This window comes from Campylobacter sp. JMF_06 NA1, assembly GCF_027737785.1.
GTDB lineage: Bacteria > Campylobacterota > Campylobacteria > Campylobacterales > Campylobacteraceae > Campylobacter_B.
The window spans coordinates 453,472-472,028 of sequence record NZ_JAOVUA010000001.1; the positions used below are offsets into that span (position 1 = coordinate 453,472).

General features: G+C 40.4%; 17 protein-coding genes. 11 read left to right on the forward strand and 6 right to left on the reverse strand.

The window, feature by feature from the left end; genetic code table 11:
* Positions 1-115 precede the first annotated feature (115 nt).
* The 5 genes from OFO07_RS02325 (at position 116) to OFO07_RS02345 (ending at position 5,455) form a co-directional block, all read left to right on the forward strand.
* Positions 116-892, forward strand: coding sequence for a MetQ/NlpA family ABC transporter substrate-binding protein (locus OFO07_RS02325; protein ID WP_270866432.1), 777 nt, complete (start codon positions 116-118; stop codon positions 890-892).
* 113 nt (positions 893-1,005) lie between these two features.
* Complete coding sequence (locus OFO07_RS02330; protein ID WP_270866433.1) at positions 1,006-1,818, forward strand: peptidylprolyl isomerase; 813 nt, start codon at positions 1,006-1,008, stop codon at positions 1,816-1,818.
* Positions 1,819-1,896: 78 nt separating this feature from the next.
* The gene (locus OFO07_RS02335; RefSeq protein ID WP_270870802.1) at positions 1,897-2,505 is read left to right on the forward strand and encodes a DedA family protein; all 609 of its coding nucleotides are present in this window, start codon (positions 1,897-1,899) and stop codon (positions 2,503-2,505) included.
* A gap of 127 nt (positions 2,506-2,632) precedes the next feature.
* Positions 2,633-4,042, forward strand: coding sequence for an aspartate ammonia-lyase (locus tag OFO07_RS02340; RefSeq protein ID WP_270858973.1), 1,410 nt, complete (start codon positions 2,633-2,635; stop codon positions 4,040-4,042).
* A gap of 69 nt (positions 4,043-4,111) precedes the next feature.
* Positions 4,112-5,455 (forward strand): anaerobic C4-dicarboxylate transporter, encoded by a 1,344-nt coding sequence (locus OFO07_RS02345; protein ID WP_270861796.1) that lies wholly within the window; start codon positions 4,112-4,114, stop codon positions 5,453-5,455.
* A gap of 50 nt (positions 5,456-5,505) precedes the next feature.
* Here the strand turns inward: OFO07_RS02345 and OFO07_RS02350 are convergent, their stop codons facing one another.
* On the reverse strand, positions 5,506-6,462 hold the full coding sequence (locus tag OFO07_RS02350; RefSeq protein ID WP_270870803.1) for a hypothetical protein: 957 nt from the start codon (positions 6,460-6,462) through the stop codon (positions 5,506-5,508).
* A complete protein-coding gene (locus tag OFO07_RS02355) occupies positions 6,459-7,790 on the reverse strand; it encodes an SH3 domain-containing C40 family peptidase (protein ID WP_270870804.1) in 1,332 nt (443 codons plus the stop codon). Before OFO07_RS02355 ends, OFO07_RS02350 begins: the two co-directional genes overlap by 4 nt.
* Before the next feature lie 55 nt (positions 7,791-7,845).
* Here OFO07_RS02355 and OFO07_RS02360 point away from each other — a divergent pair, with 55 nt between their 5' ends.
* Together OFO07_RS02360 and OFO07_RS02365 are read left to right on the forward strand one after the other, a co-directional pair.
* Positions 7,846-9,189 carry an ATP-dependent DNA helicase gene (locus OFO07_RS02360; protein WP_270870805.1) on the forward strand — a complete coding sequence of 448 codons (1,344 nt, stop codon included), beginning with the start codon at positions 7,846-7,848 and terminating at the stop codon, positions 9,187-9,189.
* Between the two features lie 203 nt (positions 9,190-9,392).
* Complete coding sequence (locus OFO07_RS02365; protein ID WP_270870806.1) at positions 9,393-10,496, forward strand: hypothetical protein; 1,104 nt, start codon at positions 9,393-9,395, stop codon at positions 10,494-10,496.
* Positions 10,497-10,694: 198 nt separating this feature from the next.
* On the opposite strand, the gene OFO07_RS02370 is transcribed toward OFO07_RS02365, so the two are convergent.
* Positions 10,695-11,573, reverse strand: a complete 879-nt coding sequence (locus OFO07_RS02370; protein ID WP_270870807.1) for an aminotransferase class IV — start codon at positions 11,571-11,573, stop codon at positions 10,695-10,697.
* A gap of 87 nt (positions 11,574-11,660) precedes the next feature.
* Here OFO07_RS02370 and OFO07_RS02375 point away from each other — a divergent pair, with 87 nt between their 5' ends.
* The 4 genes from OFO07_RS02375 (at position 11,661) to OFO07_RS02390 (ending at position 14,442) form a co-directional block, all read left to right on the forward strand.
* Positions 11,661-12,164 (forward strand): hypothetical protein, encoded by a 504-nt coding sequence (locus OFO07_RS02375; RefSeq protein ID WP_270858980.1) that lies wholly within the window; start codon positions 11,661-11,663, stop codon positions 12,162-12,164.
* An 83-nt stretch (positions 12,165-12,247) separates the two neighbouring features.
* Complete coding sequence (locus tag OFO07_RS02380) at positions 12,248-12,568, forward strand: ArsR/SmtB family transcription factor (RefSeq protein WP_270858981.1); 321 nt, start codon at positions 12,248-12,250, stop codon at positions 12,566-12,568.
* 91 nt (positions 12,569-12,659) lie between these two features.
* On the forward strand, positions 12,660-13,550 hold the full coding sequence (locus OFO07_RS02385; RefSeq protein ID WP_270870808.1) for a radical SAM protein: 891 nt from the start codon (positions 12,660-12,662) through the stop codon (positions 13,548-13,550).
* Between the two features lie 10 nt (positions 13,551-13,560).
* The gene (locus tag OFO07_RS02390) at positions 13,561-14,442 is read left to right on the forward strand and encodes a radical SAM protein (RefSeq protein WP_270870809.1); all 882 of its coding nucleotides are present in this window, start codon (positions 13,561-13,563) and stop codon (positions 14,440-14,442) included.
* A 40-nt stretch (positions 14,443-14,482) separates the two neighbouring features.
* On the opposite strand, the gene OFO07_RS02395 is transcribed toward OFO07_RS02390, so the two are convergent.
* From OFO07_RS02395 to mltG, 3 genes are read right to left on the reverse strand one after another with little or no spacing between them, the layout of a single operon-like run.
* A complete protein-coding gene (locus tag OFO07_RS02395; protein ID WP_270870810.1) occupies positions 14,483-15,364 on the reverse strand; it encodes a lactate/malate family dehydrogenase in 882 nt (293 codons plus the stop codon).
* Positions 15,364-17,547, reverse strand: a complete 2,184-nt coding sequence (locus OFO07_RS02400) for an NADP-dependent isocitrate dehydrogenase (RefSeq protein WP_270870811.1) — start codon at positions 17,545-17,547, stop codon at positions 15,364-15,366. The genes OFO07_RS02395 and OFO07_RS02400 overlap by 1 nt, the downstream gene beginning before the upstream one ends.
* A 15-nt stretch (positions 17,548-17,562) precedes the next feature.
* On the reverse strand, positions 17,563-18,519 hold the full coding sequence (mltG, locus tag OFO07_RS02405) for an endolytic transglycosylase MltG (RefSeq protein WP_270870812.1): 957 nt from the start codon (positions 18,517-18,519) through the stop codon (positions 17,563-17,565).
* Positions 18,520-18,557: the final 38 nt, after the last annotated feature.

The window sequence follows — 18,557 nt, forward strand, 5'->3', positions numbered from 1 at the left end:
TATTTAGAAGTGAAATTTCAAATACAAATTTACATATAAATTTAATAATTGTTGTGTTTTGCGCCCAAATTTTATGATAAAATCGCCCTTTTTAAATTCTCATCAAAGGAAAGAAATGAAAAAATTATTTCTAACTACACTTCTTAGTGCAAGCGTTGTAAGTTTTGCCTTGGCAGAAAAATTAGTTGTCGCAGCTACTCCTGTGCCACATGCTGAAATTTTAGAGCATATCGCACCAGAGCTAAAAGCCGCTGGATACGAGCTCGAAGTCAAAGTTTTCAACGACTATGTTACTCCAAATTTAGCCACAGATGACGGCAGCGTGGATGCGAACTATTTCCAACACGAGCCATATTTAGTGGAATTTAACGCCAAAAATGGCACAAAACTCAAAACAACAGTTGGCGTGCATTTAGAACCGATGGGAATTTATAGCAAAAAAATCACAGATCTAAAAGACCTAAAAGACGGCGCCAAAGTAGCTGTGCCAAACGACCCTACAAACGAATCTCGCGCACTTGATGTGCTTGCGGATGCAGGGTTAATCGAGGTTAATAAAGATGTAGAGCTCCGCACAGCCCTAGATGTAACCAAAAATCCTAAAAATATCCAAATTTTAGAGCTTGAAGGTCCAAATTTGCCTCGCACACTTGATGATGTCGATATCGCTGTAATCAACTCAAATTTCGCTTTCAACGCGGATTTAAACCCAGTTAAAGACTCGCTTTTCATCGAAAAAGCAGTCGGCAACCCATACACAAACATCGTCGTCGTCAAAGAAGGCAATGAAAACCTACCAAAAATCAAAGCTCTTGATAGCGCACTTCAAAGCGAAAGTGTGAAAAAATTTATCGAGGAAAAATACAAAGGCGCGATTGTTCCGTCGTTTTAATCCAAATTTAGCCTACGAATTCGTAGGCTAAATTTCGCATTTTTTATCATATTACGCATATATTTACAATCTTTTTTTATAATGCGCGCAAAAATTTTCAAAAAAGGAAAAAAATGAAAAAATTCTTATCAATCAGTTTCGTCGCCGCTATGGCGCTTTCGCTAAATGCTGGCGTGCTAGCTAGTGTCAAAGGCACAGATATCACGGTTACAGACGAGGATATCGCACCAGTTTTCGCTCAAAACCCACACGCTACCCCAAGCGATGAGGACAAAAAACAACTAATCGATCAAATGATTAAATTTAAACTTATGATTGCCGAGGCCAAAAAAAGCGGTATCGTAAATGGCGAAGAATACAAAAAACAAGTCGAACTTGCAAAAGATGAAATCGCCTTTGCTTTGTGGCAACAAGAGCAAACAAAAGATGTCAAAGTAACCGACGAAGAGGCCAAAAAAATCTATGATGACAACAAAGACAGCTTCATGCAACCAGAAAGCGTCGTAGCTAGCCACATTTTGCTAAAAGATGAAAAAGAGGCAAAAGACGCTATCGCTAAGCTAGAAAAAGTCAGCAAAGACAAATTAAAAGCCGAATTTAACAAACTTGCCAAAGAAATTTCAACAGATCCAAGCGCCAAAGAAAACGGCGGCGATTTGGGCTCATTTGGCAAAGGTATGATGGTAAGCGAGTTCGAAGAGGCTGCGTGGGCGCTAAATAAAGGCGAGATTAGCAAAACTCCTGTGAAAACTCAATTTGGCTATCATGTCATCTACAAAGAGGATTTAAAAGAGGCTGCTCCTGTGGAATTCGACAAAGTAAAAGAGATGATAAAAGCTCAAATTGCGCCAAGCAAACTAAACAAAAAAATCGATGATATCGCAAACGAGCTATTTAGCAAACAGACAGTAGAATACGCAAAATAAAAATTTTAATTTAATGCGCGAAATTTAATAAAATTTAAGTTTCGCGCAAATTCTAAATTTCAAATTTAAGGGAAATTCGTGCTTACATCAATCGTAAATTTTATCGTAGAATTCGTCGCAGCATGGGGATATTTCGGCATTTTTGCGATGATGTTTTTAGAAAGCAGTTTTTTCCCATTTCCAAGCGAAGTCGTGATGATTCCAGCAGGATACCTCGCTAGCAAGGGCGAAATGAGCTTTGCCATAGCATTTGCATGCGGGTTAGCTGGGAGCGTGGCTGGGGCTGTGTTTAACTACTATTTGTGCTATTTTTTCGGGCGCAAATTTATCGATAAATTTGGCAAATTTATCGGCGTAACAAACGAAAAATTCGCCAAATTTGAAGCATTTTTCAACAAACACGGCGAAATTTCTACATTTAATTGCAGACTAATCCCAGGTATCCGCCAATACATCAGCCTGCCGGCAGGTCTTGCAAAGATGAATTTAGCGCGATTTTGCACATTTACAGCACTTGGTGCTGGGATTTGGGTGTTGATTTTAATGCTACTTGGATATTTTATCGGCGAAAATCAAGAATTAATTAAGGAAAAATTGCATATAATCACGCTTCTTTTATTGGGATTTGTCCTACTTCTTTCTGTAATTTACATACTTCATATCAAGCGAAAAAATCGCCAAATTTAATAAAATCTTAAAATAAAACGAATAATTATAAAATTTTGAATTTAAAGTAACATTTTAACGAAAATTTAAGATTGTTTTTAGGTATTTGGTTATACAATCACACAAATTCTTTCAGAAAGGACTAGTGATGGAAACTAGAAAAGAACACGATTTTATAGGTGAGCTTGAAATTCCTAACGACAAATACTATGGCGTTCAGACTTTCAGAGCTTTGGACAACTTCAAAATGACAGGTCGCAAACTTGGCGATTATCCATTTTTTGTAAAAGCATTTGCACAAATCAAAAAAGCAGCAGCACTTTCAAACAAAGAATTGGGCGTTTTAAAACCAGAGATTGCTGATGCACTTGTAGCAGCTTGCGACAAGGTTATCGCAGGCGAATTCGCAGATCAATTCGTAGTAGATATGATCCAAGGTGGCGCAGGAACTAGCACAAATATGAATGTCAATGAGGTTTTGACAAATGTCGCTCTTGAAATTCAAGGTCATGCCAAAGGCGAATATCAATTCATTCATCCAAACGATCACACAAACCTAGGCCAAAGCACAAACGATACATACCCTAGCTCAATCAAAGTCGCAGCTTACGCTAAACTTACAGATTTGCTAGCTGCTATGGAAGAGCTAAAAGGCGAATTAGAGAAAAAAGCTGAGGCTTTCAAAGATATCATCAAAATGGGTAGAACAGAGCTTGAAGACGCTGTCCCAACTACACTTGGCAACACCTTCCACGCTTTTGCAAGCTACATTAAAAGCGATATAGCAAAAATCAAAGCTGCAAGAGAGTCAATGAGCTTTTTAAATATGGGCGCAACTGCGATCGGCACAGGTATCAACTGCCACCCAGATTATAAATTTGTAGTAGAAAAACACCTAAGCCAAATCACTGGCGTTGAGTTCAAACCAGCTGAGGATTTCATCGCAGCTACACAAGATACAGGCGATTTCGTGCATGTATCTGGCGCACTAAAAACAGCTGCTGTAAGAATCAGCAAAATCATCAACGACTTACGCCTAATGAATTCAGGCCCAAGATGCGGTCTAGGCGAAATCAACCTACCACAAATGCAACCAGGTAGCTCAATCATGCCAGGTAAGGTAAATCCTGTAATTTGCGAAGTTGTAGGCGAGGCATGCTACGAAGTCATCGGCAATGATGTATCTATCATGCTATGCTCTGAAAGAGGCGATTTCGAACTAAACGCTTTCGAACCAGGCATTGCTTATAATCTATTCAACTCAATCGTAATCTTGGAAAACGCAGTTAAAACACTAAGCGACAAAGCTATCAAAAAACTAACTGCAAATCCAGAAGCTTGCTTAAAATCAGTGCTAAACTCAGTCGGTATCGTAACTGCATTTAACCCAATTTTAGGTTATGAAAAATCAGCAAGTATCGCAAAAGAGGCTCTCCAAACTGGTAAAGCAGTCGGCGATATCTGCTTAGAGCGCGGTTATTTAACAAAAGAAGAAATCGATAAAATTTTAGATCCTAAAAACATGCTAAATCCTGGCATGAAAAAAACAGGTAAATAAATTTTATCGTGGTAGGTCAAATTTTGACCTACCCTAAATTTAGAGTGTGAATTTTCAAAGGAGTCTTGCATGGATATTATGCTATTTGTCCAACTAGCCGTATTGCTAGCTGGTATTTACCTAGGCGTTCGCTTAGGCGGCATGGGCGTCGGATACGCCGGCGGTTTAGGTATCGTCGTTATGGCGATTATCGGTATGAAGGTGGAATTCAAAGATATTCCAGTAGATGTTATTTTGATCATCGCATCAGTTATTTCAGCGATTGCTGCTATGCAAGTTGCAGGTGGTTTGGATTATTTGGTTCAGATTGCGTCTAGAATTTTGCGCAAACACCCAAAACAAATCAATATCCTAGCTCCGGCTGTTACTTATATGCTAACAATCCTAGCTGGTACTGGTCACACTGCGTTTTCTATGATTCCAGTTATCGTAGAAGTTGCTAAGGGTCAAAACATCAAACCAAGCGCACCACTAGCGCTTTCAGTTGTATCAAGCCAAGTCGCTATTACAGCTTCACCTATTTCAGCTGCGTTCGTAGCTATGACAGGTGTTGTTGAGCCACTAGGTGTAAGCTATCCAAAACTACTTTTCATTTGTATTTCAACAACATTTGTTGCTATGATTATTACAGCGGTTCTTGTAAATACATTTTTCAAACTAGACCTTTCATCAGATCCAATCTATCAAGAAAGACTAGCAAAAGGTTTAGTTTCAGAGGTTAAAGTTACAGAATACGCTGAGCCAAAACCATTTGCAAAACGCTCAGTTGCAATTTTTGCTATCGGTGTTTTGATTGTCGTTGCTTACGCTCTTGCTATCTCAAAAAGCGTTGGTTTGGTCGAAAAACCAATCCTATCTCGCGACGCTGCTATTATTAGCTTTATGCTTACAATCGGCTTTTTTATCACAGTTTTATGCAAAGTCGATACAGGCAAACTATTACAAGCAAACACTTTCCAAAGCGGTATGAGCGCTTGTATCTGCGTCGTAGGTATCGCATGGCTTGGAACTACATTTGTTAATGGTCACATCGATCTTTTCAAAGATGTAGCGAAAAATATCGTTAGCAACTATCCATTTGTTCTAGCTATCGTTTTATATTTCCTAAGCTGCTTGCTATATTCACAAGCTGCAACTACAAAAGTTATGATGCCAGCAGTTGCATTAGCACTTGGTATGACTAGCCCAGAAACAGCTGGACAAGTTTGGGTTTTGGTTGCTTCTTTTGCTGCTGTATCAGGTCTTTTCGTATTACCTACATATCCTACGACTTTGGGTGCTATCGCTATGGACGATACAGGCACAACAAGAGTTGGAAAATATGTATTCAATCACAGCTTCTTCATCCCAGGAACTATCATGGTCGCGCTATCAGTAGCGTTAGGCTTCTTAGTAGCTCCTGCCTTAATCTAATACTAATTTCTTGCAGAATTTATTCTGCAAGAAATTTTAAATTTTAAAATTCAGTTCTTTTGAAAAATTTCTTCGAAATTGTAAATTTGCGATAGTATGTATGAGAGCATATCTGGCGTAACATCGAGTTTGTAATCGTATTTGGAAATCAAATTTAACTCCAATGCCAAATCGCTAATTTTAAGATTATCTAAAAGCAAATCAGGCGCAAACAAATCGCCATTAAATTTCACCACGCCACGCTCATCGTCCCCCGTGTGAATAAGTGCAAAAAGGCTTTTAAGCTCGTCGTATGTTTGCACGCTTTCTAGCGCTCCACTTGGCAAAAGCTCGTTATGCGAAGCATAAATCGCGAAAATTATCCTATCGCAAAGCTTATTTAACGCCTCGCTTAGCAAAAGATGATTTAAGCTCTCGTTTTGGATACACATATCCTCGAAAAGCGACATACGAAAAATTTTAAAATTTCGGTAAAGTTTGCTAGAAATGTCTTGTTCGCGATACGCCGTGCGCTCCCTCATCGTCACTGGGATACCGGATTTTAGGGCGTTGTAATTTAGCAGTGCGTAAAATTTGCAAAATTCCAAAAAATCCAAATCTTCAAAATAAAAGCTCTGCCACTGCGCTTCGTAATCTAGGTAAAATCTCAAAATTTTTTTATCCGTGATGATGAGATATCTAGCCTCCTCGTGCTCGCCAAGCCTAGCAAACGCCCTTGGAATAACCAAATTTTTATCAGGGTTTGCTTCGTTTAAAATTTCGATTATCCCTATGACCTTGCCCTCATCTATGATATGCGCGCCATAGTCCATAAATTTCATACCCTCATCAGGCAGATATCCCAAACACGCCCCAAAAAGCCCTAGCAAATACTCATCGTTTTTGCGTATCGCGCCAGCCTTTTTGTAAAATTCACAAAACCGCTCCCACGCGATATTTAGATGAAGTCTATCAATATGGGTTTGGGCTTCGATTAAAAGATTGTCGTTGTAAAGTTTCGATCTCATTTTTCTAGTCCAAAAAGTTCTCGTATGCTTAGCCCCTCATCTTCGCTAAGCACGCTAAATGCGCTAATACGCGAGATTAGCAATCTATCTTCTGCGATATCAGCCCTATCCTCGCCTATGCTTAGCGAGGTAATCGCCGTTTTGCCAATCACCGCGCGCTCTTTATTCATACGCCTTAGCCCCCAGACATTGTGAAGCACGGCTGGTGCGCCCTCTATCTCGCCTACATAGAGCATTACATGCCCTGGCATATAAATCACGCTCGCATAAGGTTTGGCGTGTGTTTTGATCAAATTTAGCTTCTCGCTCGCACTCAAATTTGCTAGCGAAAATGTCCTTCCGCGCTTTGATTGCGCCTTTGAATTCCTTGGGAGCCAAAGCCCAAAATTTGCCAAAAAATCCTTTGTCAGTAGCGAGCAATCGCGCAGTAGTTTGTATCCGCCCCAGCCATATTTTTGCCCTATCAAGCTTGCGCTGATTAGTCTTGCGTTTTCGCTATTTAGCTCAGCTGGCCAAATTCTGGCAAATTTATCCTCCACAAAATACGCTCTTACGCCCTCTTTGCTAATCATCTTGCCACCATATAGCCCACCACCAGCGAAATCATACGGCAAAATCGTCCCCGTGCGCGCTCTAAAAATTTCGCGCCTATTCTCGTCAAAAATCGGCGCATTATCCTGCAAAATCGCTATAAATTTCGAATTTTTATACGCGCTAGCGCCGTTTATCCCCATTTCTTGGATATCGCTAGCCTTCACCCAGCCCCACACGCCGTCATTTTGCACGAACGCCCAGACGCCGTCTTTGCTAAAATGCGAGATAAAAAGCGGGTATCCCACGCCAAGAGCCGAATTTGCCGCATAATCAAAAGGCTCGCCCTCGCCCGGCTCGCTAGGATCGCCGAAAATCGGCATATCGCTTGGGATATTTCGCAAAAGCGTGTTTTTTATGGTGATTGCTGGGGTATTTACGCTACCAAGGGCTTTTTTGTTCGCATTTTCGTGCATGGCATCATACACGGCTTGTGGGTAGATATTTCCTTGCAAATCAAAATGCCTGCCCTTAGCGTAGTTTAGCCCCCAAAATGCGTCCTTTGGGCTAGCGGTGATTTTTTCAGCGTCCCAAACACGAAAATACCTTTCCTTAAAATTCTCCCCACTTGCCCTACTTTCGGCGCTCACAGGCGGCAAAATTTCCGCACTTTGCTCAAATTCCAATGCCAAAACCTCTGGATTTTCAGGGATAAATTTGGATTTTTGTGGCGTGTGCGAGGCACAACCAGCCAAAATCCACATAAATGTTATAAATATTAAAATTTGCCTTCTCAAAACTGCTACCTTTAAAAATTTTTGGCTATAATTTTGCCAAAAAACAGGATAAAATTTGATTAATTTCGTATCACAAAAGCTCAAATCACAAAATGTATTTATCACAGGCGGTGGCGGTGTAGGCAAAAGCTATGTCGTCAAAGGCGTCATCGAAGAGTTTCGCACTCACGGCAAAATCGTCATCGTGCTAGGCTCAACCGGCATTAGTGCCGTAGAAATCGGCGGTGTAACCTTGCATAGTTTTTTTAAATTTGGCATTAGTAAAAATTTTAAAGAGCTCAAAAAATTAGACCGCTCGCAAAAAGCCAAAATAACTGAACTCAACAAAATTCTCGCAATTACTGATTTAATCGTGCTTGATGAGATTTCAATGGTCGGCGCCGATGTCTTTGAGATGATCGAATACCGCCTCGTAAAGTCCAAATTTAGTGGCCATTTGCTAGTAACGGGCGATTTTTATCAGCTCCCGCCAGTCGTCAAAAAAGACGAGCTAAGTGCTAGCAAACAAGGCTCACTTTTGCGTATGAGCGAGTATGCCTTTGGCACGCACGCATGGGAGCAAATGAAGTTTTTCTACATAGAAATGCTAGGTTCTAAGCGCACGGACGATGAGAGTTTGTATGAAATTTTATCGCAAATCAGGCTTGGCAAAATTAGCGAAAATTTAGCAAAATTTTTGGAGAATTTAATCACTCCGCGTGAGAGTTTAGACGATAATGCGACCATAATCTCTGGGCGAAATGCCGAGGTTGATGCGATAAACGAAGCTAGGCTAGCCGCGCTAGATTCGAGGCTGTATCTATGCGAGGGGCTGTGCGAAATCCACGAAAACTCTTACGATGATAATAAAATTTCAAAATGGCTAAATTCGCTAAATTTAAGCCAATCCCTGCGCCTAAAAGTCGGCGCAAAAGTGCTTTTTACGATGAATAAATCAGGCGAGTTTTACAACGGCGAAAGTGGCGTGGTAGAAAATATCGAGCTAAACGGCTTTGGCGAAATCGAATCTATCGTAGTGCGCAAAAAATCAGGCGCCTTCGTGCGAGTCGAGCGCGCGGGGTATGATTACAGCGAGATTAGAGCGGACGAGGACGAGGCGAGCGATTTTTTAATCGCGCGGTATTATCAATTCCCGCTAAAACTCGCCTACGCGATCACAATCCACAAATCCCAAGGCATGAGTATCGAAAACCTAGCCTGCGATATCGATAGGATTTTTGCCAACGGCCAACTCTATGTCGCGCTCTCACGCGCCACGAGCCTAAATGGCTTAAAAATCCTCTACACGCGCAAAGAAGGTCTTTACGCCTACCTTTCGCGCATAGTCAAAATCGACAAAGCCGTGGTGAAATTTTACGAAGAAAATGAATTTTTTAAAATTTATAATCAAATTTTGTGAAATTTTGCATTAGATTTATTGTTTTTAATCTTTATGGCGGCAAGGATACCCACCCTACAAGACTTGGGACTTGTTTATAATTTTAAATTCAAACTATCAAATTTGAGTTTAAATTTGTGAATTTAAAAACGGAATTTCGTATCGTGTCTAAACGATACGACCTAAAATGAATTTGCAAAAGAATTTTATAAAAAGGATTAAATTTGGAAAAGTTAAAAGAAAATTCGGAAAATCAAAACGAACCGAAACTCCATAATAAAAAATCTAGCAAATTTAAAAAAATATTGGCTATTGTTTTAATTGCTTTGATTATCGGTCATATCGGTATGTATATATCGCAAAGAAATACTTGGCTGTATAAAGACCAACCATATCCAAAAGCCAAAGAGTGGCTAATACCTGCAAATTTTATGTTAGTTTATGGAAATTATCTTACAAAACTCCCGTTTATTGATGAAAAAAGCTTTATAATGAAGCCTATTTTAAAGGCACAAGATTATTTTGTAGAAAAATGGAAAGCAAATTTGCCAGACGATGATGCCGAGAAATATTTGGATTGGTATGTATTTAGATTTAGACTTTTAATTATTAATTCTACAAAAAATGTAATTTTGTATGGCAATGGAAAATATTCTTTTAGCGAAGTTATGGAATTTAATGAAAAAGCTTGGCAAAGTATAGAAAATTTGGTTAAATATGAAGCCAAAGACAAAGAATTTCAAGAGATTAGATATTCGGCTTTTAATAATTTATCTATGGCTTTTGTGTCAAATTTCTCTGCATATTGGGCTAAAAATCCAAAAAATTATTTTGACAAAAAAATGATATTTTACAATTTACCAAACCAAGAAAAAACAGATACAAAAAATTCTACCAATAATTCAAATGATTACAAAACAGATTTAACATTTTTAGATACAGCAGAAATGTTTAAAGACACCGAGAAACACGAACGACTTATTAAGTTATATGATTACATAAAATATATGGATAGTTTTTATTTTAAAAATTATCAAAAATTTTATATAAAAACTAACGCCACAGAATCTGCCGAATACTCTATAAATAGGAGATTGCAGGAATTAGCACAGCAAATTTTATATTGGCAAATATCTACAAATAGGCATTTAGAAATAGAAAATTTTTGTGATAAGACTAAAAACAGATATTTATATGATTACATTGTAAGTAGAAATTGGTTTTTAGAAAATAGAGAAAAATTAAAAAAAATAAATATTACCATTGATAACACAATTTCAGAAGCTATAAATGATAAGATAAAAAGCGTATGTAAATTTGAAAATTAATAAAATTTTTTAAAATTTATAATCAAATTTTGCCACAAATTTAACGCAAAATCAAACAAAATCAAAAAGCAAAATTCCAGGCGCAGTATTTCTGGGTTGCGAAGCGAAATTTTAAAATTTTGAATTTTAAAAATTTGATTAAATTTTCCAAATTTTGCCCGAATTCAGAGCAAATTCGAGCAAAATTTCAAAGCAAAATTATAAAAGCCCAGCTTGTTCTTTTAGGTGTTTGGCGTAGCGCTCGCGAATTAGCGGGGTAAATTTGCCGATTTTGCCGCCATTTATCGGCTTGCCGTCGGCTTTGATGACAGGGATCGCCATCAAAGAAGCTGCGCTGATAAAAACCTCGTCCGCACCATAGACTTCCTCCATACTAAACGCCCTTTGCTCGACTTTTAGCCCAAGCTCGCCCGCAAAGCCCAAAATCACCTTGCGTCTAATGCCCGGCAAAATGTCGTGCGATAGCGGCCTGGTAATCAAAACGCCGTCTTTTATGATAAACGCGCTCGAACTCGAACACTCAGTCACCAAGCCGTCTTCTACCAAAAAGCACTCGAAAGCCCCAGCCTTGTGCGCTAGGTGCTTTGAGATACACTGCGCTAGAAGCGAGATTGATTTGATATCGCGTCTATGCCAGCGAATCTCAGGCAGGCTTACGATTTCGATACCTTTGGTGCCAAGGGGATTATCGAAAATCACTTTCGAAAAAGCATAAGCAAACACGGTCGGCTTCGTATTAGTATAGTCGAAGTCTCTAAACGCCGCACCACGAGTGATTTGCGTATAAACCACGCCCTCTTTGACAGCGTTTTTGGCGATGACTTCGTTTAAAAACGCCTCGTATTCTTCGTGAGTATATGGGATTTTAAGCTCGATTTGTGCGACAGAATTTTCAAATCTCTCCCAGAAATCGGCTTTATCGCAAATTTTGCCATTTACCACAGGTGCAGCCTCATAAATGCCGTCCCCTAGCATGAAACCGCGGTCAAATGGGCTTATCGCAGCGTCTTTGGCGCGCACGATTTCACCATTGATATAGACAAAATCATCGTTATTCATATTAGCTATCTCAAACATTACGCTCTCCTTAAATTTAAAAGGTGATTTTATCTTATAAAAATTAAAATTCAGATATAATGGCGCCAAATTTGACAAGGAAAAAAGATGAATAAAAACTGCAAAGACAAAATTTTAAATATTATGTTTCATATCTCGGATAAACCTGTGCTTTTCCGCGATTTATTGGAGGCAAACGCTGAGTTTAACGACGGTATGCTAGTAGATCCCGCTAAGCTAAATTTCAGATTTAATTATGGTCGCTCGTATGCGATTTTTGGGACATTTGCCTTTGTTTTCGTGATGTTTGCCATAGGCATTACTCACCTGCTTTTTACCAAAATCGACTTTCACTTTTCCATACTTTTTACTATTTTGCTGACCTCTGCTGTCTTTATCGGATTTGACTGCTTTAAGGCATGGGGACGCAAGGAAATCACTAAAAATTTAATCCAAAAAGCTTGGGCAAATCACTTTTTGTATTTTCCATACGAAAAATACTCCAAACCTGTCGAAAAAATCTACAACGAAGCCCTTAAAAACGATATCGCCAAACGAGATTTAGAACAATATGTCCTAAATAAAATAGTCGAAATCAACCCAGAAGAATAAAATTTTAAAATTTGAGATATTTTGATATATTGACAATTATCGAAATGTATGATAAAATCTCGCGATTTTAAAAAAGGTAAAAAATGAAAATTGATGTAATTGAAATTTGCAAAGCACTAAACAACGAAACTAGACTAAATATCCTTAACTGGCTCAAAAACCCAGACGCGAATTTCCCGCCACAAGGTAGTTCGCTTGGCGAAGTAGTCGATCTAAAAGGTGGCGTGTGCGTCAGCAGTATCCAAGAAAAGGCAGGTCTGTCGCCCTCTACTGTGTCAAACTACCTCGATATGCTCCAAAGAGCTGGGCTTTTGCTCTGCGAAAGACACGGCAAATGGACATATTATCGCAGAAACGAAGAGGCGATAAAAGAGCTAGCTAGCTATATAATCAAAGAGTTGTAACCCAAATTTTATAAATTTTCAAATTTTACTTTTTTTAAATTTACATTTCGAAAATCATAAAAATATCGAATTTTAAAAATAAGGAGAAAAAATGAACTACAACGGCACAATCTACCGCCCACCAGTGGAGGCAAACACCCTTTTGCTCCCCATTACAGAGGGTTGCTCGCACAACTCTTGCTCGTATTGCAATATGTATGCAAATGTGAAATTTCGTATGCTAAGCCTTGCGCAGGTCGAGGAATTTTTAGCCGAAATCGTCAAATTTCACGGCTCATACGCGAGGGAAGCGACGCGCATTTACCTAGTAGGTGGCGATCCATTTGCGCTAGGAACGAAAAAACTTTTAGCACGAATCGAGCTAATCAAAAAATATTTGCCAAATATCAAAACTATCACAATGTATGCTAGGATCGATAACATCGCCGCCAAAAGCGACGAGGAATTAATCGCGCTAAAAGAGGCTGGCGTAGATGATTTATACATCGGCATAGAAAGCGGTCTTAACGCCGTAATGCGAAATTTAGGCAAAGGTTACGACGCAGATGATAGCAAAACTCAGTGCCTAAGGCTAAATAAAATCGGCATTTCACATTGTGATTTGCTTATGCTTGGCACGGCTGGGCATGGCATGGCAAGCGAGTCTGCACGGGCAATGGCGAGGTTAGAAAACGAAATCAAACCAAGTAAAATTTTACTAAACACAATGAGCGCGTTTAAAGATACGAGGCTAAATGAGCAAATTTTAAACGGCGAATTTATCCCAGCTAGCGAAAAGGAAATTTTAGAAGAAGAGCGCGAGTTTATCGCAAATTTGGAGCTTGAAGGCACATATTTTTGGGCATTGCACCCGTTTGATAGCGTGAGAATTGACGGCATGCTTAACACTCACAAAGAAAAAATGCTAAGCAAACTCGACTTTGCAATCAAAACTATCGGCGAGAAAAATTTAAACAGAGTGTCGATTAGCGGAAGTTTATAAAGGAGAGAAAATGAATTTTGCAAGTGGAATAACCCGCCCACCATACGAGAGCGCAGACGGGTATTTGCAGACTACGATTGGTTGCTCACACAACCACTGCCTGTTTTGCACATATTTTAAGGATCAAAAATTTCAAACTTCGCCCCTAAGTGAAATCGAAGCTGATATCAAAGAAATCCCAAGCGTTTTTGGCGCACCAAAACGGATATTTTTGCAAGGCGCAGACGGCTTTGCGGCTAGTTACGATACGCTAATGAGAGTCGCCGAATTGCTTCACAAATATGTCCCAAGCGTGGAAAGTATCGGCGGATACGCTAGAATCGATAATTTCCACGACAAAAGCGCCGAGCAGATTCGAAATTTAGCCGCCGCAGGGTTTGCCAACCCATACATCGGCGTCGAATCCGGCGATGATATCGTGCTCAAAAAAACAAACAAAGGCTACACGAGCGCACAAGCAAGGGAGGTTTTAGAAAAGCTTGACGCTGCGGGATTTAAATATGTCGTAAATTTCCTAAACGGCGCTGGCGGGCACGACTACGGACTAGCTAACGCCAGACTCACCGCCAAACTCTACTCTGGCTTGCACCCTAGCATGATAAATACCTCAATGCTCACCGTGGTGCCCGGCACGCCACTTTACCGCGCTATGCAAAAGGGGCTTTACACGCAATCGAGCGAAATGGAAAAGCTAGAAGAGATTTACGAATTTATCCGTTGCTTGGATAATGATACGATTTTTATGAACGAGCACGGCTCAAATCTCTTTCATGTCAAATGCGAAATTCCGCGCGAAAAGGAAAATTTGCTAGCTTACATTAAAGAATTTATGCAAAACAGCGATGAAAAGAAGCTTAGCGAGTATCGCAAAATGATAGTTAGGGCGTTTTGAAATTTAGGCAAATTTGCGTTTTTGCAAATTTGCCGCGAATTTAAAATTCAAGTTCTCTTATGCTTTGCCCCATTTTGTTGTATTTTTTCTTAAATTCCAACGGATACTCGAATTCTAGGGGTGTTGCGCCGTTTTTGCCGATACTCACAAACCTGCCAAATGGCACGCCATTTTCATCTACCACAGAGCAAATTAGGGTTTTGTTATCATCTGCGATTATGCTTTTTATGATTTTTACGATACCGCCAGCAGGGGCAAAATACGCCGAAGTGCCAAGCAGGCTAACGACGCTTTTGCCACTATTTAGGGTATTTTGCGAGGCAGTGTTTAAATCAGTGGCTGAAATTTTAGCGTTTATCTCGTCCTTTAAAATCACCATTTCATCGTTGTGAGTGCCTACCACTGGGGCATTTAGAGCCGAAATTTTATCCCTGCTAAATTTCGCAATCTCAAATTTCAGCCTCGCGCTATCTAGCTCGCCAGCCATGCCGATAACGCGACTAGGTGCAAAATTGCTTGCTTTTTGCGCGCACAAAACCATTAAATCAAGCGGATTTGTTACGATGATGATTATCGCATTAGGGGCGAATTTAGCTGTGTTCCTCGCGCACTCGCTCACGATTTTGGCATTTGATTTAAGCAAATCTTCCCTGCTTTGCCCCGCTTTTCGCGTAAGCCCAGCCGTGATTACGACGATATCTGCGCCCTCTAAAAGCTCCGGCTCGCTTCCAGCGCGCACTTTCACATCGCACTCGCAAAGGCTCGCTAAATGCGCCAAATCCAGCGCCTTACCACGCGCGATATTTTCTGCGATATCCACAAGCGCGATTTCGCTGATAGATTTGGCTAAATTTTCATTTACAATCACATTGTTTGCGACATTTGCGCCGATATTTCCAGCTCCGATTATTGCTATTTTCATTAAATTTCCTCTATGATTTTGTTTAAAATTTTGCTTGGGCGCATGATTTTTTGCATTTTGTCAAATTCTAGCATAAAATATCCGCCAAAATCCACGCCTTTGCCCTGCCCCGCGTTTAATTCATCTAAAATTTCCGCCTCGTTTTCGCTAAATTTTGCATAAATTTGCTCGAATTTTGGCTCGAATTTTGCCAATTCTTCCGCCCAAAATTTAGCCAAAAAATAGTGGCTTGCGCGAATATCATTTTGCCCTACTTCGCGGCTTGGGGATTTTGCTTCATTTAAATACCTAAAAATAGCCTCATTTAGCGTATTTGCTAGGGTTTTTGCTTTTTTGTTTTGCTCTTTTTGCGCTACAAATTCCAGTGCCTCACACAGCGCCATAAACTCGCCCAAACTATCCCAACTAAGGTGATTTTGTTCCCTCATCATAGCCACCAAATCCGGCGCAGTCCCACCAGCACCCGTCTCAAACATCGCTCCACCCTCCAAAAGTGGCACGATTGAGAGCATTTTCGCGCTACTTCCAAGCTCCAAAATCGGGTATAAATCGGTCAAATAATCGCGCAAAATATTTCCCGTCGCGCTTATGACATTTTGCCCGCTTCGAATAATCTCGTTTGTCTTGATTACAGCTTCATACGGATCTAAAATTTCAAAATTTGCGCCCTTAAATTCGGCATTTTGAGCGATTTCGTTTAACAAAATTTCTTTTATATTTCTATCGTGCGCCCTAGCCTCATCTAGCCAAAAAATCAGCTTCTCGCCACTGATTTTAGCGCGCGAAAACGCCAAATTTACCCAGTTTTTAATCGCTTTTTCTTTGGTTTGCGTCATGCGAAAAATATCGCCTTTTTGCAAATCATACGCAAAAACCACTTCGCCATTTTCGTTCTCAACCTCGATACGCCCGTCATTTTCCATGATAAAGGTCTTATCGTGCGAGCCGTATTCTTCGGCTTTTTGCGCCATTAATCCCACATTTGCCACGGCTCCGATTTTAGCAGGGTCCAAAAACCCATGTGCCCTCAAATCCTCAATCATCGCCTCATAAATTTTAGCGTAGCTTCTATCAGGGATAGCCGCCATTGCTTCGCGCATTTGCCCGCCTTTGGTGCGTAGCTTCCCGCCGTTTCGTATCATCGCAGGCATTGAGGCGTCTATTATTACCAAATTTGGCATATCGAAATTTGTCGTATTTTCGTCGATATGATAAATTTCGGGCAAATTTGCAAACGCTTCGTCAAATTTAGCCTTTATTTGGGCGAAATTTGGCGAATTTTTTATTTTCTCAAAAACCGCTTTTAGCCCGTCGTTTGCATTTATGCCAAGACTTTTAAACTCGTCTTCAAATTCAGCGAAAACTCCCCCAAATAGCACGCTCACAAATCGTCCGAAAATCACAGGATCGCTTACCTTCATCATCGTAGCCTTCAAATGCGCGCTATACACAAGCCCGCTTTCTTTGGCTTTTTGCGCGCTAACAGCGATAAAATTATCAAGCTCGCTCACGCTCATAAACGCGCTATCTACGACCTCGCCAGCTTCGATTTTCAGGGTTTTTAGGCAGGTTTTCTCTCCACTAGCGCAAATGAAATTTATGCTTAAATTTGCACCATTAGCGAAAATTTTCGATTTCTCAGAAGCGTAAAAATCGCCCCCGCTCATGCTCGCCACGCAGGTTTGCTCGCTCCCGCTCCACTGGGCACTCCACACAGGATTTGCCCTAGCGTAGTCTTTGACGCTTTTTGCGGCGCGTCTGTCTGAGTTGCCCTCACGAAGGACTGGATTTACCGCGCTTCCTAGCACCTTTGCATAGCGGGCTTTGATAGATTTTTCCTCGTCGCTTTGTGCGTTATCAGGGTAGTTTGGCAAAGCATAACCCCCCGCTTGAAGCTCGCTAATGCAGGCTTTAAGCTGTGGAAGCGAGGCTGAAATATTTGGTAGTTTTATGATATTTGCGTCACTATTTTTGGTCAAATTTGCCAAAAACGCCAAATCATCGCTAGTTTTTTGCTCCTCGCTTAGATACTCGCTAAAATTCGCCAAAACCCTGCTAGCAAGCGAAATATCAGCCATTTTCACCTCGATATTTTCCGAGCGTAAAAACGCTTCGATTATCGGTAGTAGCGAGTGTGTGGCTATGGCTGGGGATTCGTCCGTGTAAGTGTAGTAAATCGCCATAATCTCTCCTTTTTGTTATTTTGCATTTCGTGCGGCTCTGACATTGCGCTCGTGCTCGGCCTGCGATTTAGCAAAATCATGCAAGCCTGTTTTTTTATTTCGCATGAAATATAAAAATTCAGTGCTTGCTGGCGCAAAGACCGCTTTTATCGCGTTTGGCGAGACCACACACACAGGCTCGTGTGGCAGGCCGTCATTTAAGTATGTGTTGTAATGGCTAGTATCGGTGCGGATACGCGCTGGCGTAACCCTAGTGTGCGAATAGGGCCCGTAATTTAGCGTGCCGTCCATTTGAAGTCGCATGCCGATTTTTAGGCGGTTTTCAATCACTGAGGCTACGATTGGCATTTCATCAGCGTTTGCGGCCTCTTTTTGGATAATCGAAGCCTTGATTAGCGCCTCTTTATAGGCTGTATCGTTGCAATCGGCGCAGTGTTTTTCTCTAAATTCGGCGTGAAATTTATTCGCACTCGCGCTTAAAATTTTAATGATATTTTTTTCGTTTTCGTTTTTATTAATTTTATAGGTTTCAGGCACCAAAAATCCCTCATAAAACGGCGCAGTTGCGTTGTATTCGCTCTCTAAAATTTCAAAACTTAACGCACGGGATTTGGCTAAATTTTGCAAAAATACTATCGTGGTCTCGCCAGGAATTAGCTTGATTTCGTTCATCACAGGCTTTGCGTGAGCTAGCTCGTATAAAAATCTATATTTTGGTAAATTTTCCGCGCTAAGCTCCAATTCACCGGTTTTTGCGCCACCATAAAGCGAGAGAAGTCTAGCGTGAGTCTTGCCAAATCTCGCCCCAGTCCCCAGCGATGATAAAATTTTTACCGCGCTTCCTTGCCCTACTGCGACGATTTTTGGGTTTTGCGCGCTTTGGTGAAAATCCCAGAAAATAACTGCTACGAAAATTAGTAAAATTTCAACTACAAAAGATAAAAAACGGATAAGCCTGCCCAAAGATTGCATAATTTTCCTTAATCAAATTTTGCGAAATTATACGAAAA

Bases quoted from the DNA above. Each gene is read 5' to 3' on its own strand.
- OFO07_RS02325 (WP_270866432.1), top strand. From the start codon at position 116: ATGAAAAAATTATTTCTAACTACACTTCTTAGTGCAAGCGTTGTAAGT.
- OFO07_RS02330 (WP_270866433.1), top strand. From the start codon at position 1,006: ATGAAAAAATTCTTATCAATCAGTTTCGTCGCCGCTATGGCGCTTTCG.
- OFO07_RS02340 (WP_270858973.1), top strand. From the start codon at position 2,633: ATGGAAACTAGAAAAGAACACGATTTTATAGGTGAGCTTGAAATTCCT.
- OFO07_RS02345 (WP_270861796.1), top strand. From the start codon at position 4,112: ATGGATATTATGCTATTTGTCCAACTAGCCGTATTGCTAGCTGGTATT.
- OFO07_RS02350 (WP_270870803.1), bottom strand. From the start codon at position 6,462: ATGAGATCGAAACTTTACAACGACAATCTTTTAATCGAAGCCCAAACC.
- OFO07_RS02370 (WP_270870807.1), bottom strand. From the start codon at position 11,573: ATGTTTGAGATAGCTAATATGAATAACGATGATTTTGTCTATATCAAT.
- OFO07_RS02375 (WP_270858980.1), top strand. From the start codon at position 11,661: ATGAATAAAAACTGCAAAGACAAAATTTTAAATATTATGTTTCATATC.
- OFO07_RS02380 (WP_270858981.1), top strand. From the start codon at position 12,248: ATGAAAATTGATGTAATTGAAATTTGCAAAGCACTAAACAACGAAACT.
- OFO07_RS02385 (WP_270870808.1), top strand. From the start codon at position 12,660: ATGAACTACAACGGCACAATCTACCGCCCACCAGTGGAGGCAAACACC.
- OFO07_RS02390 (WP_270870809.1), top strand. From the start codon at position 13,561: ATGAATTTTGCAAGTGGAATAACCCGCCCACCATACGAGAGCGCAGAC.
- OFO07_RS02395 (WP_270870810.1), bottom strand. From the start codon at position 15,364: ATGAAAATAGCAATAATCGGAGCTGGAAATATCGGCGCAAATGTCGCA.
- OFO07_RS02400 (WP_270870811.1), bottom strand. From the start codon at position 17,547: ATGGCGATTTACTACACTTACACGGACGAATCCCCAGCCATAGCCACA.
- mltG (WP_270870812.1), bottom strand. From the start codon at position 18,519: ATGCAATCTTTGGGCAGGCTTATCCGTTTTTTATCTTTTGTAGTTGAA.